The 16,602-nt window shown below is 33.1% G+C and carries 18 protein-coding genes and 1 tRNA gene; 6 read left to right on the top strand and 13 right to left on the bottom strand.

Translation table 11 applies throughout. The annotated features are described in order from the left end of the window. Window positions 1-70: 70 nt before the first annotated feature. The 3 genes from GQ47_RS14445 to GQ47_RS14435 form a co-directional block, all read right to left on the bottom strand. A complete protein-coding gene (locus GQ47_RS14445) occupies window positions 71-991 on the bottom strand; it encodes a helix-turn-helix domain-containing protein (protein WP_035649798.1) in 921 nt (306 codons plus the stop codon). A gap of 2 nt (window positions 992-993) precedes the next feature. Then, window positions 994-1,557 carry a DUF6642 family protein gene (locus tag GQ47_RS14440; RefSeq protein ID WP_035649795.1) on the bottom strand — a complete coding sequence of 188 codons (564 nt, stop codon included), beginning with the start codon at window positions 1,555-1,557 and terminating at the stop codon, window positions 994-996. A gap of 144 nt (window positions 1,558-1,701) precedes the next feature. Beyond that, a complete protein-coding gene (locus GQ47_RS14435) occupies window positions 1,702-3,168 on the bottom strand; it encodes a glycoside hydrolase family 130 protein (protein WP_035649793.1) in 1,467 nt (488 codons plus the stop codon). Between the two features lie 477 nt (window positions 3,169-3,645). Between GQ47_RS14435 and GQ47_RS14430 the strand changes: the two genes are divergently transcribed. The 4 genes from GQ47_RS14430 to GQ47_RS14420 all read left to right on the top strand — a co-directional run bounded on the left by GQ47_RS14430 (window position 3,646) and on the right by GQ47_RS14420 (window position 6,829). Next, window positions 3,646-4,995 (top strand): glycoside hydrolase family 2 protein, encoded by a 1,350-nt coding sequence (locus tag GQ47_RS14430; protein ID WP_238567993.1) that lies wholly within the window; start codon window positions 3,646-3,648, stop codon window positions 4,993-4,995. A gap of 42 nt (window positions 4,996-5,037) precedes the next feature. Then, the gene (locus GQ47_RS23780) at window positions 5,038-5,454 is read left to right on the top strand and encodes a hypothetical protein (protein WP_238567992.1); all 417 of its coding nucleotides are present in this window, start codon (window positions 5,038-5,040) and stop codon (window positions 5,452-5,454) included. Between the two features lie 94 nt (window positions 5,455-5,548). Continuing rightward, window positions 5,549-6,178, top strand: coding sequence for an MgtC/SapB family protein (locus GQ47_RS14425; RefSeq protein ID WP_035649790.1), 630 nt, complete (start codon window positions 5,549-5,551; stop codon window positions 6,176-6,178). A gap of 66 nt (window positions 6,179-6,244) precedes the next feature. After that, a complete protein-coding gene (locus GQ47_RS14420; RefSeq protein WP_035649787.1) occupies window positions 6,245-6,829 on the top strand; it encodes a 5'-methylthioadenosine/S-adenosylhomocysteine nucleosidase family protein in 585 nt (194 codons plus the stop codon). Window positions 6,830-6,882: 53 nt separating this feature from the next. On the opposite strand, the gene GQ47_RS14415 is transcribed toward GQ47_RS14420, so the two are convergent. The 8 genes from GQ47_RS14415 to GQ47_RS14380 form a co-directional block, all read right to left on the bottom strand. Continuing rightward, a complete protein-coding gene (locus GQ47_RS14415) occupies window positions 6,883-7,722 on the bottom strand; it encodes a DUF4249 family protein (RefSeq protein ID WP_035649784.1) in 840 nt (279 codons plus the stop codon). Window positions 7,723-7,726: 4 nt separating this feature from the next. After that, window positions 7,727-10,345 carry a TonB-dependent receptor gene (locus GQ47_RS14410; protein ID WP_035649781.1) on the bottom strand — a complete coding sequence of 873 codons (2,619 nt, stop codon included), beginning with the start codon at window positions 10,343-10,345 and terminating at the stop codon, window positions 7,727-7,729. Between the two features lie 101 nt (window positions 10,346-10,446). Beyond that, the gene (locus GQ47_RS14405; protein ID WP_035649780.1) at window positions 10,447-11,289 is read right to left on the bottom strand and encodes a FecR family protein; all 843 of its coding nucleotides are present in this window, start codon (window positions 11,287-11,289) and stop codon (window positions 10,447-10,449) included. A 12-nt stretch (window positions 11,290-11,301) separates the two neighbouring features. Next, window positions 11,302-11,511, bottom strand: a complete 210-nt coding sequence (locus GQ47_RS14400) for a hypothetical protein (protein ID WP_035649778.1) — start codon at window positions 11,509-11,511, stop codon at window positions 11,302-11,304. A 47-nt stretch (window positions 11,512-11,558) separates the two neighbouring features. Beyond that, complete coding sequence (locus GQ47_RS14395; protein ID WP_035649776.1) at window positions 11,559-12,077, bottom strand: RNA polymerase sigma factor; 519 nt, start codon at window positions 12,075-12,077, stop codon at window positions 11,559-11,561. Between the two features lie 260 nt (window positions 12,078-12,337). Further along, entirely contained in the window at window positions 12,338-13,435 is a 1,098-nt protein-coding gene (locus GQ47_RS14390) for a DUF1214 domain-containing protein (protein ID WP_238567991.1), read from the bottom strand. A 225-nt stretch (window positions 13,436-13,660) separates the two neighbouring features. Further along, window positions 13,661-13,918, bottom strand: a complete 258-nt coding sequence (locus GQ47_RS14385) for a hypothetical protein (protein ID WP_035649773.1) — start codon at window positions 13,916-13,918, stop codon at window positions 13,661-13,663. A gap of 114 nt (window positions 13,919-14,032) precedes the next feature. After that, window positions 14,033-14,106, bottom strand: a tRNA-Met gene (locus GQ47_RS14380). A 153-nt stretch (window positions 14,107-14,259) separates the two neighbouring features. Here GQ47_RS14380 and GQ47_RS14375 point away from each other — a divergent pair. Together GQ47_RS14375 and GQ47_RS14370 are read left to right on the top strand one after the other, a co-directional pair. Beyond that, a complete protein-coding gene (locus GQ47_RS14375) occupies window positions 14,260-14,652 on the top strand; it encodes an START-like domain-containing protein (RefSeq protein ID WP_026727620.1) in 393 nt (130 codons plus the stop codon). A gap of 55 nt (window positions 14,653-14,707) precedes the next feature. Then, entirely contained in the window at window positions 14,708-15,544 is an 837-nt protein-coding gene (locus tag GQ47_RS14370) for an aminotransferase class IV (RefSeq protein WP_035649770.1), read from the top strand. Here the strand turns inward: GQ47_RS14370 and GQ47_RS14365 are convergent. Both GQ47_RS14365 and GQ47_RS14360 read right to left on the bottom strand, forming a co-directional pair. Next, window positions 15,541-16,101 carry a YqgE/AlgH family protein gene (locus GQ47_RS14365; RefSeq protein ID WP_026727618.1) on the bottom strand — a complete coding sequence of 187 codons (561 nt, stop codon included), beginning with the start codon at window positions 16,099-16,101 and terminating at the stop codon, window positions 15,541-15,543. The two genes, GQ47_RS14370 and GQ47_RS14365, sit on opposite strands and share 4 nt — an antisense overlap. Window positions 16,102-16,229: 128 nt before the next feature. Then, window positions 16,230-16,502 (bottom strand): HU family DNA-binding protein, encoded by a 273-nt coding sequence (locus tag GQ47_RS14360; protein ID WP_012022249.1) that lies wholly within the window; start codon window positions 16,500-16,502, stop codon window positions 16,230-16,232. Window positions 16,503-16,602 lie beyond the last annotated feature (100 nt).

Raw genomic sequence — 16,602 nt, 5'->3', positions numbered from 1 at the left:
ATTTGCATTTTTTGAACGGGCAAATTTCTGAAAAATGTCTTGGTAATTGCTAGGATTGTATAATCAATAATTAGGACTTATCAATCATTTTTCGATATTGAATTGGAGAAATCCCTTCGTGTTTTTTGAAAAATCGGCTAAAATAAGACTGATCTTCATGACCAACCTGTGCTGCAATTTCGTTAATAGAAAGTGTAGTTTGAAAGAGTAAATATTTGGCTTCCAATAATATGTTCTCATCAATCCATTTTACTGCAGATTTTCCAGTTACTGTTTTTACGCATTTGTTTAGATGATTGGGAGTAACGTTAAGTAATGAAGCATAATGATTGACCTGATGCTGGGTTTTTATATGAAGATGAATTAATTCTTTAAATTTATTAGTAATGATTTCTGCAGCCGAAATAGGTTTAGAAGATTTAACCGAGTTTTTATTCATCTCATAAAACAGGGCAATCAAATAAGTTTGAACAATATTCAAGTCTGCAAGATTTGTATCCGTGTATTCTTTTTGTAGCCTGTCAAAAATGGTTGTAATTAAAGGCACATCATCAATAGATAATTTTGTTTTTGGATTTCCTGAAATTTTTAAAAAATCAAAATCATTAAGCATTTCCCGACTTCCGAATTTTCCAATTAGAATATCGGGATGAAATTGACAAATATAGCCGCTGTGTATATTATTAACATTATCAAGCGAGAAAATTTGGCCTGCAGGCACCACAATTATTTCATTATTGATGGTTGTATATTCCTGATATCCTAATTTCATAACATGCTGACCTGATGAAATAAAAATCAAGGTATGGCAAGAATGTTTAGAAGGGGGAACTGGATGTTGCATATGCATCATTTCCTCAATTTCAAGACAGAAAAAATGATCCGAATTCGATTTAAAAAGTAAATGAATAGGATTGTCTTCTCCTAAAAACTTCTCTCGAAATCCTTTTGGAGTATACGTTTTTATTTTCTCAATTGACCTTGACTTCATTTTTAATAATACAATCTAAAATCAAGCAATTTGCAAAGTGCATAATGTTTTTGGTACAATTCTTCAACCACTTCAGTAAGATCATCATTTTCCTGATACAGACTAAAAAAAGCCTTATCGATTGTACTGTAACTGGCTATTTTATTATAAGAAGATCCATAGCCAGAAATAGCGCGTGCGCCGGTAATGTCTAGAAAGTATTGTGCTTCATCGTCGTTGAGGTCTAATTTTTTTTTATTGGCAAAATGAATAATTTTTCCTTTCATTTTTCCTTCAAAAAGTTCGGCTATTTCTTCGATGCTGTAATAATAATCATGAAGGCAAATGCTATTTTCCTGCCCTGGCATAACCAAATAAATGATTTCATAATCCTTAAAATTATGATCGTCATACAAAAGTGTATTCAAACTTTCTTCTAAACCTTCAATCGTATCACAGGTTTTATGAATACTGGAAATACCTTGGTCGATAGCAATTTCTTCCAGATTTTTAACAACATCGGTAGTTGTAACCTCATCAACATCAGGAACTCCTTCGAGGCAAAAAATAAATTTTTCGTTTTCCATACGAATGTCTTTTTCGTTTCTTTTAAAAATAGAAATGTGGTTTTTGACAAAAGTATTTTTTTACACGGAAAAACTGTTATGACATTGAGATTTTAACGTGGATTTTTGATTTGATTAAAGTTTAGGAAACCTAATACTAACTATTTATTGACCATATTTAAGAGCTCCTAGCAGTTCCGTTAAATCGACTACGGCATAAGTCGAAGAATAATCAGAAACGGCATATGGCAAAATAAGGCTGTTATTATGAATAATAGCACCGCAGGAATAAACAACGTTAGGCACATAGCCTTCTCGTTCATCTTCTAATGGTGCAAGCAATGGTTCGCGGAGTCTTCCAATTTCTTTTGAAGGATCATCTAAATCAAAAAGGGAAGCCCCGATACAATAGCGTCTCATTGCTCCAACGCCATGTGTAATTACAAGCCAGCCTTCATCTGTCCAGAGTGGTGATCCGCAGTTTCCAATTTGTGTAAATTCCCAAGTATATTTTGGTTCCTGCAATAAAATCGGATTGTTCCATTGCGTTGCTCTTTCGGAGTACATAAGGTAATTGTTGACGCCATCAATTCGGGCAAGCATCGCATATTTGCCTTTTATTTTTTTTGGGAATAAAGCTAAATTTTTGTTTTGTGCACCATCACCATGTAAAGGCAATACTCTAAAACTATAAAAGTCTTCGGTCAAAATCAGTTTTGGTAAAATCGCATGTCCGTTGTATGCGGTATAAGTTGCCATAACACGAGAAGAACCATCATCATCTGTAAAACGGACAAAACGTGCATCTTCGATACCTCGGCTTTCGGAATCAGAAATTGGAAAAATGACACGTTCTGTAATATCTGAATCGTGACTGAACTGAACATCATAAAAAGAATTGGCAAGCCAGATTATTTCCTCTAATGCAGTTCTTCTTTCCTGACGAATCGAAGGGTCACTTAAAGCGGTATTAACCATATTTTTCAAAACAACAAACTCAAATGCATCTGGTAAATCCTGCATAATTTGGTCGATGTATTTGTTTGAGGTATGCATTTCAGACAATTTCGTCAGAAATCGTTCTTTGTTCAATAAGGTTTTATGTTCAATTTCGGCTTTATCAATTTGATTGCCAATTTTCATTATCTGTAAATTATTGTCTTTGTCGAGAATTCCTCTTCTAAAAACGATAGAAGAAATATGTCCTTCTCCGGTTGCTCTAAACGAAATAATAATTCGTTTTTCGCCAATTTCAAGTCCAGACTGATCAAAATCTTCTATAATTGAAGGATTAAAAATGGCGGCAGATTCGATTGCATATTCCATAGTACAATAGGAACCTATAAGCATTTTTCGATTTAACGACATACCTTCATAATCAATTTGCATGGCTTCAATCAGCGGTTTTATTAGTTCGCAGTGTCGAAAAAATATGGCCGAAATATTTCGGTGTCTTCTCGCAAATTCACGAAGTGTCTGCTCGAGTGTTTCATAAACTTGTTTTTCATCAAGTGACATTATCCGAATTACCATCTGCTGGGTTCGCTCGTCGCCATTCATAAAATATCGGGCAACAACTCTTCTAGAATCTGGGGTAAATTTTATGTTTTTTCGGATAACGGATACTCGCATAGTTTTATTTTTTTTAATTACAATAAAATAAGTGCCTTCAGTAAAATTGTTTTGGGGGAAATTTTAATTTGCTTTTAGAAATATAGAATACAAGCGTGTAAACAAGAAATTTATTGTGTAATGTTCTTAAGCATAAACAAGTTAGTGATTTTGAAAACGAAAAAAAACTTTATTATTAAAAATTTTGCATTTGCGTTTAAACATTTAGGGTAAATAATATAGAAAAGGTATTTAAAAAAAAGATAAAAAGTAAAATTTCAGTTTTATAAGGAAAAGCAAACCTTTAGAATCATTAGATTTTTAGAAAAAATAATAATATCTAGCTCAAAATGCATTAAAAGGCAGTTTTTAGCGTATAATTGATAAGTATTTGATGAGGTGTTTTGAAAAAAATCTGAACTTTTGTAACCCTAATTTTTATAATAAAAATTTAACTTTAGCAGTTAAGAATTTCGAAAAAAATAAATGTTTTTAGTTATGAGAAAAATTATAATGCTGTGTTTTGCTTTTTTGTTTATTGGAAAAACAATAGCGCAGGAAGTACCATTATTGTCTAATATTTCGGCAAGAGATAATATTAATTTAAACGGAAAATGGCATTACATCGTAGATCCGCTTGAAAATGGATATTATGATTATCGTTTGATGCCTTTAAAAGACAATGGTTTTTTTGAAAACAAAAAGTTCAATACTTCAGAATTGTCAGAATATAATTTTGCAACTTCAGCTGTTATGGATATTCCGTCAGACTGGAATTCGAAGGACGAAAGATTGTTTTTTTATGAAGGGACAGTTTGGTTTCAAAAAGACTTTAATTATAAAAAAGATGCAAACAGCAAAGGGATTCTTCACTTTGGGGCGGTTAACTATGATGCAAAAGTTTATGTAAACGGAAAATTAGCCGGAACTCACATTGGCGGTTATACGCCTTTTAATTTTGATGTGACAAATTTATTGGTTGACGGAAATAATTTCGTTGTTGTTAAAGTCGATAATAAACGTCATAAAGATAATGTTCCAACTGTAAATATGGATTGGTGGAATTATGGTGGAATTACAAGAGACGTAAATTTAGCCCAAGTTCCAAATACTTATATCGAAGATTATTTGATCCAATTAGATAAAAAAGAAAAAGGAAAAATTTCGGGTTGGGTAAAGATGAATAGTGAAGCGATAAATCAGTCGGTTTCGATTTCTATTCCCGAATTGAAAATCAAAAAAGAGGTAAAAACTGATGCCAAAGGAATGGCTTATTTTGAATTAAAAGCGAATCCAGTTTTATGGACTTCTGAAAATCCAAAATTATATGAAGTAACAATCAGCAAAGCGGATGAAAATATTGCGGATAAAATTGGCTTTAGAACTATTGAAACAAAAGGAAAAGAAATTTTGTTAAACGGTAAAAAAGTCTTTTTGCGAGGAATAAGTATTCATGAAGAAGCACCGTTCAGGTCCGGAAGAGCCTGGTCTACAGAAGATGCTCATACTTTGTTGACATGGGCAAAAGAATTAGGTTGCAATTATGTTCGTTTAGCGCATTATCCACACAATGAAAATATGGTAAAAGAAGCCGAAAAAATGGGATTGATGATTTGGTCAGAAGTTCCAGTTTACTGGACGATTTCATGGACAAATCCAGCTACTTATGAAAATGCAGAACATCAATTGCATGATATGATTTACAGAGATAAAAATCGTTGCGGAATCGTAATTTGGTCTATCGCAAACGAAACTCCTCACGGCGATGACAGAGATGTCTTCTTGAGTAAATTAGCAAAATATGCGCGTACACAAGATAATTCCCGATTAATCAGTATGGCGATGTAAGTAACCAAAAGCCCAAACAACATCAATACACTTCAGGATAATATGAATGAATATGTTGACATTGTAAGTTTTAACCAATATTTAGGCTGGTACAGAGGAACAAACGAATCTTGCAAAGACATGCAATGGGTAATTCCATATAACAAACCCGTTATTGTGAGTGAATTTGGAGGTGAAGCTTTACAAGGTTTGCATGGCGACAAGAAAGAGCGTTGGAACGAAGAATATCAGGAAGAATTGTATATTCAGAATACTCAAATGTTCAATCGCATTGAAGGTTTGGCGGGAGTTTCGCCGTGGATTTTGGTTGATTTCAGATCACCAAGAAGACAATTGCCAAACATTCAGGATTTCTTTAATCGAAAAGGTTTAATTTCAAGCAACGGAATAAAAAAGAAAGCTTTTTATGTTATGAAAGATTGGTATGCCCAAAAGGAAAAAGAATACAAGAATAATTAAGAACATTTTCTAAAAAGTTAAAAACCTTCAGAGTCATTTTGATTTTGAAGGTTTTGTGTTTTTTGCGTAATTTTAACTGAAAAATACAATTTAAATGGAAGTAGAAATTGTCATAAGATTGCTTTTAGCTGCATTTTGGGGAGCTTTAATTGGTGCTGAAAGGGAATATAGAGGAAAAGCGGCAGGTCTTCGTACCACTATAATGATTTCTGTGGGTGCTTGTTTCTTTACATTTATGTCTCAATGGATTGGCGGACCTGGAAACGCAGACCGAATTGCTTCAAACATTGTAACTGGTTTAGGGTTTTTATGTGCCGGAGTAATTTTTAGGTCAGACAGTCATGTTAGCGGGATTACAACTGCGGCAACAATTTGGTCAGTAGCGGCTGTGAGTATGGGAGTAGGAGCGGGTTATTATTTTGCTTCGGCCTGCGCTGCATTGATGATTCTTTTGATTTTAACGCTTCTTACATTTCTTCAAGATAAAATTGATATCAGCAATGAACATAAAGTACTCCGTATTACCTTTAAGCGCACAGATGATGGTTATAAAAGATGTAAAGAATTATTTTCGGATTTTAAGGTACAGTCAAAGCTTATTGTTCAACGTCGTAATCTGGATCATATAACTTTAGAATGGCAAGTACATGCTTCCAAACATTCAATGGAATCGCTTTCGGCAGCACTTTTGCAGGATCCAATTTTTGAAGAATTGATTTTGTGACATAAATAATTCTTCTTGTAAAAACAATTTTAAACGTATTTTTGCGACCTGAAATTAAAATCTCTCATGATAAAAATTAATCAAACGGAATCTTTTGCCGATGAAGATATATTATTCTGTTTTGCTCTTGAATCTGAAGCAGCAGAAGTTTTTAAAGAAAATAATGTTGTATTTACTGGAATCGGAAAAGTGAATGCAGCTTATGAATTGTCAAAAGCAATTCAAAATAAAAGACCTTCAATAATTATAAATTTAGGATCGGCAGGAAGTAGCAATTTTCAAAAAGGTGATGTAATTTGTTGTACCAAATTTGTGCAACGAGATATGGACGTTCGAGGCTTAGGTTTTGCATTATATGAAACACCATTATCGGGTTTGCCTACAGTTTTAGAATATGGTTTGCTGATGGATAACCTTCAGGAAGGTGTTTGCGGAACTGGCGATAATTTTGAAATGGAGCATTCTTCTGATGCCTATAATGTTGTAGATATGGAAGCTTATGCTTTGGCGATGATTGCAATGAAAGAAAATATTCCGTTTTTATGCCTTAAATATATTTCTGACGGAGCCGATGATAATGCAGCAGAAGATTGGACGATTCAGGTTCATAAAGCTGCAATAGCTTACGGAAAAATTTTAGGATTGATTTAAATATAAAAACCCTTAACATGAAAGTTAAGGGTTTTGTGTTTTTGTAAAATAATCTATTTCACAACATAAGAAACAGCATCTGCTTCACAAAGTCTAAAATAGCCCAATGCATAGTTATTAGCATTGTTTGTATTGACAATATTTCCTCTAATATTCCCCGGCGGAACCTGAAACGGATTTGAGTTTGAAGCGTCTAAAATTAACTTCATATAATTAAAAAAGTTTTTAGAAATACCTCGATGTAAAATGTTTAAAGTATTTCCAGGCTTCATATCTTCATGCGAATATCTTGTGCTGATTTCATTTCCATTATAAAAATCATCATTTGTTATTTCATATTCCGGAAATATTAGAAACTCGCTTTGATAATCGGTTAAATAAAAATTGACTTGATCTGCGGGGTCTTTGTAATAAAAAGTAACTTCGATTACATCTTCTCCACCAAAATCAGGAACAATTTTTTGCTCTACTTTATCAATTGGCGTTACTGAAGTCAGTTTTTCTACAGCAGTAAAATTTTGTCCTTCGGCCTGAACAAATAATTTATAATCCATGTTGATGACTGGAACAAAATTAGTGCACTTGTAAACTCCAGCCGCCGTTTCTGTAAAAGTAAAAACATCGCCATTGCTGTTTTCCACTCGAACTTGTGCTCCAGAAACTTTTGGCGTTGAGCCGTTGTAATAAGGAGCTGTTTTGCTGATTTTTATCGTTTGCTCATTTCCGGCAGTTCCTTTTTTCCAGACAATTTCAGCATCGATTACAATTTGGGTCTCACCGGTTTCTAAATCCAGATTTACAACATCTTCGCAGGAACTGAAAATCAAAACCAAAATCAGACTTATAAAGGCCAATGCTCTATTCATGACGTTATATTTTTTTAATTTATTCATCGCATTAAAATTTAAAATTATAAGAAACCCCAGGGACAATTCCGAAGATCGATAGCCTTCGGGTTTCATTAAGTCCGGTATCTTCATTTGTGGTGAAATTCATTGAAGCAGCATTTTTTCGGTTGTAGATATTATAAATACTAAATACCCAATAGCTTTGCCATCCTTTCTTTTTTTCTGGTTTTGGCGTATAAGTTGCAGCGACATCAAGGTGGTGGAAAAGAGGAAGTCGGTTTTCGTTTCTCAAAGAATAATTAGGAACATGAATACCGCCAAATTCATAATAGCCATTAGCATACGTTACCGGCTGACCTGATTGCAAAGTAAAATTTCCATTAAATGACCATTTTGGACTGAATTCATAACTTCCAACAACGCTTAAATTATGCAGTTTGTCATATCCAGATAAATACCAGTCACCGTTTGCGATCCCCGGTTCTTCAGGAGTTCTTCCCGGTGTTTTTTGTTCGGCGCGTGATAAAGTATAAGAAATCCATCCGGTAAAATTTCCTGTGTTTTTTCTAAGCAATAATTCCATTCCGTATGATCTGGCTTTTCCATTCAGGATAACCTGTTCAATATTGTTGTTGGCCAAAACATCGGCTCCATCAATATAGTCAATTCGGTTTTGGACATTCTTATAAAATAATTCTCCTTCAAAAGAATAATCGCCGTCTTTGAAATTTTTAAAATAACCCATTGCATACTGATCCAGCATTTGCGGTTTTGTAAAAGGCCCGCTCGGTGTCCAGATGCTCATTGGCAGCGGAGATTGCGTATTTGATAAAATATGAATGTATTGCGCCATTCTGTTGTAGCTTGCCTTAATCGAAGTGTTATCATTAAAAGCATAAGACAAAGCGGCTCTAGGTTCAAAATTGTTGAAACTGCTTATCTTCTTTCCTTTTCCATAAGAAATTGTTCCCGTTGGAGTTCCTTCCTGATAAATATTATAGAGCGGATTAAAAACAACAGCCTGACCATTTTCATAAGTACTGATTTCTTCTGAACCTAAACGATAAAACATGCTATAGCGTAGTCCGTATCTGAAATTTAGTTTTTCTGTAATTTGATTTTCAAAATCAATAAATGCAGAAGTTTCTAAAGCATATTTTTTGTCCAATTGCTGATAATTAAACTGCGAATCAATACTTGTTGGCTGCACAACTCCCGGATTAAAATTGTAATACAAACCATCAATTCCGTAGTTGATTTTGAATTTTTCTGATTGCTGATAAAACCAATTGTATTTCAAACCGTAGCTTTTGATATTGCTATCCCATTCAAAATTTTCTGAAGAAAGTCCTAAATTGAATTTATAATCACTGTAAAATGCAGAAAGATTGGTGTTTAAGCGATCTGAAAACTTATGTTTCCAACTTAAAATTCCCATTGTACTTCCGTATTTGCTAGAGAAACGATCGTTGATATCAAAAACATCATTTCCGAAATATCCAGAAAAAGTCAAAGTATTATTAGCATTAAAGCGATAATTGAATTTGGCATTCAAATCATAAAACATAGCCGAATTTTTATTGTCGGCCAATTTTAAAAATAAATGCGCATATGAAGCTCGGCCAGAAAGAATAAAAGAGCCTTTGTCTTTTTGTAATGGACCTTGAACCAAAAGTCGGCTAGAAATTATTCCAATTCCACCATTTACTTTATAATTTTGAAAATCCCCGGTTTGTTGTGTAACATCTAAAACAGAAGAAACACGTCCGCCATATTTTGAAGGAATTCCGCCTTTGTATAATTCTAAACCGCTGATAGCATCGGCATTAAAAATGGAGAAAAATCCAAACATATGCGAATCTGCATAAACAGGAGCACCGTCCAAAAGAATCAAATTCTGATCAGCAGCACCTCCGCGCACATTAAACCCTGATGAAGCTTCTCCTGCATTGGTAACTCCCGGCAAAGTCAAAATCGATTTTAAAGGATCTGGTTCGCCCATTGCAACAGGAATTCGTTTTATTTCTTGCATCGAAAGCTTATTGACGCTCATTTGCGTGTTTTTGATGTCAGTGGCTTTGTTGGTCGTAACAATAACTTCTCCTAATTGCTGACTATCAGATTCGATGTTGAAATTGATATTGGCATCATCCGAAATTGTAATTTGTTTTTCTTGGTTTTTAAATCCAACGTAGCTAATTACAAAAGTATAAGTGCCATTTGGGACTTCAATGCTGAATTTTCCATTATAATCCGTTACGGTGCCGGTTTCCAATTCTTTAATAAAAACATTGGCACCAATAACGGGTTGTTTTTCATCATCAATAATCTGGCCTTTCAGCTTGCTTTTTTTTTTAGCTTGTTTTTGAGATTGAGATTTCTGCTTCACAAAAATATTATTGCCAACAATAGAAAATTGTACCGTTGCCGTTTTGTTTAATTCCGAAATCAGTTTCTCAACTTCGATTTGCTTGTATGTGTTTTTTTTGGTAAAATATTTTTTATCGGTGTCGATTTGATCTGTAAAAGCAAATTTAAAATCGGTTTGATTTTCAATCTGCTTAAAGAATTCTTTTAAGGTTACGTTTTTATCTACAGTTACAGTCACCTTTTGAGCAGACGCCAATAAACTGATTAAAAAAAAGCATGCTGAAATTATATGCTTCATGAAATTTTGTATTTTTGGATTATTATTAAATGGAATAACTTCGTGTTATCCTGATTATAAGGAGGATGTGTAGTTTCGCGGCTTGCATCCTTTTTTCTTTTCTACTGAAAAGTAATCTGTTTTAAATCTTCATTTATTTCAAAGTTTAGGTTATACATTTCTGATATTAATTGTACAATTGTTTTTAAATCCTCTTTTTTATTGATTCTGATTGTGATTTTCTGATCTAAATTTTCCTTCGGAAGAATTACTTTATAACCATAATTTTCTTCAATATATTGGCTTACTTCAGAAAGTTTTTGATTATCAAAGTCAATGAATCGGCTAAATTCTGTTACCGAAGCAGTTTGGTTTCCGTAAGTGAATTTTTCTCCCGGCTTCAAAATCCATTTTTGATTTTGGCCTTTTACATTCATTTGAACGCTTCCTTCATAAAGTTCAACCGTTACTTTTTCATCTTCCGTTTCATTTACTGTAAAAGAAGTTCCTAATACGGTAGTTGTCGTTTCATTACAAAAAACCTGAAACGGATGTTGTTTATCTTTTTTTACTTTGAAATAGACAAGTCCATCAACTTCAATTTTTCGATTCAAAGCAAAATTATGTCCGTAAGTGATTTTAGAATTTGGACTTAATTCTACTTTTGAATCATCTGGCAAGACAACAAATTTTATTTTTGAAGAGGTGTTTTCAATTACGTTTTCGGCAAGAATTATATTTTCTTGTTGAGGTTTGTTGTTAAAGAAAATTCCGGATCCAATCAAAACAAAAAGCAAAACTGCTGCAGCGGCATAATAGCGCCAAGGTTTTGTTTTCTTTTTCTTCGGAGCAAAAGTTTTTGAATGGAATTGTTTCCAGCAAGCTTCTTTATCGTTGTCAGAATTTGAAACAGGAGTTTCGTCCCATAGTTTTTTAAATTCTTCATCAAAGTTTTCCTTATCCATGATTTTTGGGTATTAAATGATTTGACAATGAAAACCTTGTTTGCTGAAAACTCGATAAACCATTTCTTTAATATCACGATTGGTTTCGATTTTTAGGATGGTTTCCTGACCTTTTTCATCGAAATTTATGATACAATCTGAAATGACGAATTGTAAAAGAGCGACAAGTAAACTTGCGTCTTTTTTTGTTTTGACATTAGTTTTATATGCTTCAATATGCATTTTCTGTTCTTGTTTTTTATATATAACAAACGAGAACAAAAAAGTTCCTAATGGTTTTCGATTTTTTTCCGAATAAATTTACTGGCAAGATAAATATGATTGGCAATGGTCTTTTCAGAAAGATCCGTAATTTCTGCAATCTCCTTATAGCTAAGGTTTTCCAGTTTGTGTAAAGTAAATATTTTTTGTTGTTGTTCAGGAAGCTGATTGATGAAACTGTGTAATTTTTCACTTCTCTCATCAAAAACTGTTGAATCAGTTTCTTCCTGTAAGATATCAACTTGAGGATCAAGCTGAATTATTTTGTTTTCTCTATTAATGTGATTGAGAATGATATTCTTGCAGATGACAAATAATTGTTTGTCGAGCAAAACATCTTCGTTGAGCAATTCTCTTTTATTGTATAATCGTATGAAAGTCTCCTGAACAAAATCTTCAGGTGTAAGTACAGAAGAGTTAAATCGTCTGGCAATGTTTATCAATTTATCGTAGTAATTGAAATACGCCTCTTTAAAGGCGGCTTCATTACCCTTTTTTAAACTTGAGATAAACTTTTTATTGTCCATAACGAAAATATAGCAACTAGTTTTTAACTAGTCTAAACTCATTGGTTTCAATATTATTGTATTCAAAAATTGATCAATTTCAATTGCGAATGTAACAAGTTGCAAAGAACCGCAATTAAATTCTATATTTTGACGCTAATGTTTGAAAATGTTACAAAAAATAGATTGTTTTTTATTTCGAAATAATCTACAGAACAAAAAAAGCCGTTAAAAAATTAACGGCTTTTGTATACAATGCAATGAAATATGTTGTAATGGTATTATTTGACAATTTGAGCTTCAGGAAATTTCCAAGTACCATTTAAAACTTCTTTATGTGGACGATAAAGTCTTACCCAATAATTCCAGCCAGCAACAGTTGGAATACAATTTGGTGTTTTTCCGTCACAACCGCCAAATTGTATTGTTACTGACCCGTCAGCATCTTTTTTTGCAGTAATATTATTCAATGTATAAGAGTCAAGATCGTTTTTTTCAAAATAGCCGTCTTTATTATAAACGCTTACAGACCAAAATCCATCAACTGGTACATTTTTTACTTTTAATTTATAGACCGTTTTTCCATCATTTTTGGCAGGATTGACTGAAAGATAAAGAGCATCTTTTTCAGGATTTCCTCCCCATCCGGTAGCACTTCCAATTAAATGAAGTGTTTCGTCTACTTTTCCTCTTGGACCAAACATTCCTTTTGTGTCCGATAGTTTTTTTGATACTTCAATTAATGAATCCCTAACTTTCTTTTGGCTTACTTTATCCCAATTTGGAATTTCAAAAGTTCCTTTTTCTTTTTGGTCAATTTTAATTGCATTTTGTAAAGCGGTTACAATTGGCAAATCTTTCGGGTCATTTGGGTTGATAAAGGTTCGAATTCCTAACATTAAGTAACGCGTGCCGACTTTTTCTCTGGTAAAAGTAAAAGTTCCGGGCGCATAATAAGTTTCAGAATATTGATCTTGGTCGAATGTTTGCATCGACATGAATCGCTTGCCTGGATCTGGCAGTGTAACTGTTACGGGGCCGGCGTCGAGATCAAAAACACCAGACGAATATAAAACATCGCGATTAGCACGAATAACAGTTTGATTATCTATGGGCATTAAAGTTCTGAAATGAAAAATAGCACCAGTACCATTTGATTGTTTAACAGAAGTGCTAAAATACAAATCGGTTTCTGCTCGATTAAAATTAGCGGCAGTTACAAGATCGCCACTTTGTGAAGATAAAGAATCTGTTGTTGTAACGACTGAATCTTTTTTTGTTGATTCAGAATCCGTTGTTGGTTTTTTTTTGCAGGCAAAAGCCAGAAATGATAAAACTAATAAAACCATTCCTGATGATAATTTCTGTTTGATTTTCATAAGATTTAAGTTTTAATGAGAAATAAAAAAAAGTATTTTTTGTAAAATTCTGCTTACTAAGTTATGAAATTATTTTAAGTCTTATGTTTTAATCGTTTGGTTAAGTGGTTTTTATGTCGTTGGAGGATTTGTTTTTTGTGAAGTTATTATTGAAGGAAAGCCAAGTTTAAATAAAAAGCCCTTAAACATATTGCTTAAGGGCTTTTTTTTATTTGTATAGAGTATTTACTCCTCATTCTGTAAACTGTCAGCTGCAGAAATCTGATCCAGAATATTCGTTTGATTTGGCGAAATGTAGTTTTTGTTTTCGATGGTAGCTTCTTTCTTAAAAAGAAGATCTAATGCATTATATAGTTTTAATAAAACATCTCTGTCTGCTTTTTCTATTTCTAAAGCAGTATTAAAATTAAAAACATAATTATTCGAATTTCGTACTTCGACTTTTATTGTTTTAGATGTGATTTTAAATTTAACTATATCCATACGTGTGTAAATTACTTTGTGCAAGGTACTAATTTAATAAAATTCCTTGCAAAATAATGAGTTAATTCAAATAAAAAACCCCTAAACATTGCTGTTTAAGGGTTTTACCTGTTGTAGCGAGGACGGGAGTTGAACCCGTGACCTCAGGGTTATGAATCCTGCGCTCTAACCAACTGAGCTACCTCGCCTGGACTACAAGTGGAATGATTTCCTCATTGCGGGTGCAAAGATAAAAATAATATTAAAGCATACAAGCATAAAATGAAGAAAAAAAAATATTTTTAAAAACGCATTGTTTTTGGACATATATTCTTATATTTCGAAAAAATTAAACGCAGCACATGGATTCAAAAATACGTTACGAAATCGAGTTCCCGATCAATTCTTCGCCGCAATTATTGTATCAATATATATCAACGCCTTCAGGTTTGTCTGAATGGTTTGCAGACAATGTAAATTCAAGAGGTGAATTTTTCACTTTCATTTGGAATGACTCGCAAGAAAAAGCGCGTTTGGCATCTAAAAAAACGGGTGAGAAAGTGAAGTTTAAATGGGTCGATGAAAGCAGTAAGGATACGGAGTATTTTTTTGAACTTCATATTTTAGTTGACGAATTAACTAAAGATGTGTCTTTAATGGTAGTTGATTTTGCTGAAAAAGAAGAAGTAGGAGAGGCTAAACAATTGTGGGAGAATCAAATCTCAGACTTGAAACATCTTATAGGTTCTGTTTAGTATAAAACTATTTTATCCCTTATATTTGCCCTGAACAAAATTCAGGGTTTTTTTTATGATCAATTTTAACGGAAACGTAACGCAGGAAGAAAATATATTAACTCAAAATCGCGCCTTTTTATATGGAGACGGCGTTTTTGAAACAGTGAAGATTTTAAACAATAAAATTTTATTTCTGGAAGATCATTATTTCCGCTTAATGGCTTCGATGCGTGTGGTTCGAATGGAAATTCCAATGAATTTCACTATGGAGTATTTTGAAGAACAAATTTTAAAGCTTGTTCAGGAAAAAAATATTTCTAATTCAGCAAGAGCTAGAATAACTGTTTATAGAAATGATGGCGGCTTGTATTTGCCAAAAACAAATGAAGTTTCGTTTTTAATTCACGCAACGCCCCTTGAAGGTACTTTGTATGTTGTAAATACGGCTGAATATGAAGTAGATCTGTATAAAGACTTCTATGTTACTAAACAATTATTATCGTCGATTAAAACGACTAATAAGATGATAAATGTAACAGGAAGTATTTTTGCTCATGAAAATGGTCTGGCTAACTGCATTTTAGTAAATGATACAAAAAATGTAGTAGAAGCTCTTCAGGGAAATTTATTCATGCTTACAGGAAAGAAATTGATTACTCCTCCAATTTCTGAAGGTTGCTTGAATGGAATTATGCGTAAACAAATTTTGGCCATAGCTAAAAAAGTAGAAGGCATAGAAATTTCCGAAGAAATAATTTCACCGTTCGATCTTCAAAAAGCCGACGAATTATTTCTGACAAATGTAATCACGGGAATACAACCGATAACTAAATATCGAAAAAAAGATTTTACAAGCAATCTGGCTCATTTATTAGTGCAGAAGCTAAATGAATCCATATCTGAAAATTAATTCAGATATGGGTTTTCAGGTGCGTTAGACCAAATAAGATAATCACCACCAAGCTCAATAATTTGTTCTTTCCAAAAGTGAGTGGTCGATTTTCCGATAATTTTGTTTTTGTAATTATTATCGGCAATGATCCAGGAGTTTCCCTGCATTTCATTTTCAAGCTGATTCTCATCCCAGCCAGTATATCCTAAGAAAAAACGAATGTTATTTTTACTGATAGATCCGTCGTTTATTAAGTCTTTCGTGGATTCAAAATCACCACCCCAATAAATCCCATTAGAAATCTCGACACTATTCGGGATCAGTTCAGGAATATTGTGAATGAAATATAGATTGTCCTGTTCAACAGGGCCTCCGTTGTATATTTTGAAGTTCGCATCAATCTCCGGTATTAAATCATTAATAGTGTATTTTAAAGGCTTATTAATGATAAAACCAATTGATCCTTCCTTGTTATGGTCTGCTAATAAAATTACCGATCTGTTAAAAGATAAATCTCCAATTATTGAAGGCTCGGCAATAAGCAGGTGTCCTTTTTTTAATTTTTCTGAAATCATACGGCTACAATTTTTATTAAATTTAATCATAAAATTTCAGAATACCCAAAAAAAATCGTTAAACCGCATAAAAAAACCCTCCATAAGGAGGGTTTCAATTATATTATAAGTTTAGAGAACTTTCTTACTTAGTTCACTGCACCTTCTAATTCAGCTCCTGCTTTGAATTTTACTACATTTTTAGCTGCAATTTTGATAGTTTTTCCAGTTTGTGGATTTCTACCGTCTCTAGCAGCTCTAGCAGATACTGACCAAGATCCGAAACCTACTAATGAAATTCTTCCTCCTTTTTTCAAAGTAGTTCCTACATTTCCTAAAAATGACTCTAAAGCTAATTTTGCCGCAGCTTTTGTAATTCCTGCATCAGCAGCGATAGCATCGATTAATTCTGATTTGTTCATAATAATTAGTTATTAATTGTTGGTTAAAAAAAATTGTTAATACACAAATTTAGTAGGAAATCCGTTGCGTGCAAGTGTTTTCTCTAATTTTAGCAATAAT

Origin of the sequence: Flavobacterium sp. ASV13 (assembly GCF_000745775.1) — a bacterium.
Taxonomy (GTDB): Bacteria; Bacteroidota; Bacteroidia; order Flavobacteriales; family Flavobacteriaceae; genus Flavobacterium.
Note: the sequence above shows the minus strand (reverse complement) of the source record. Positions and strands in the feature narration are given on the sequence as shown.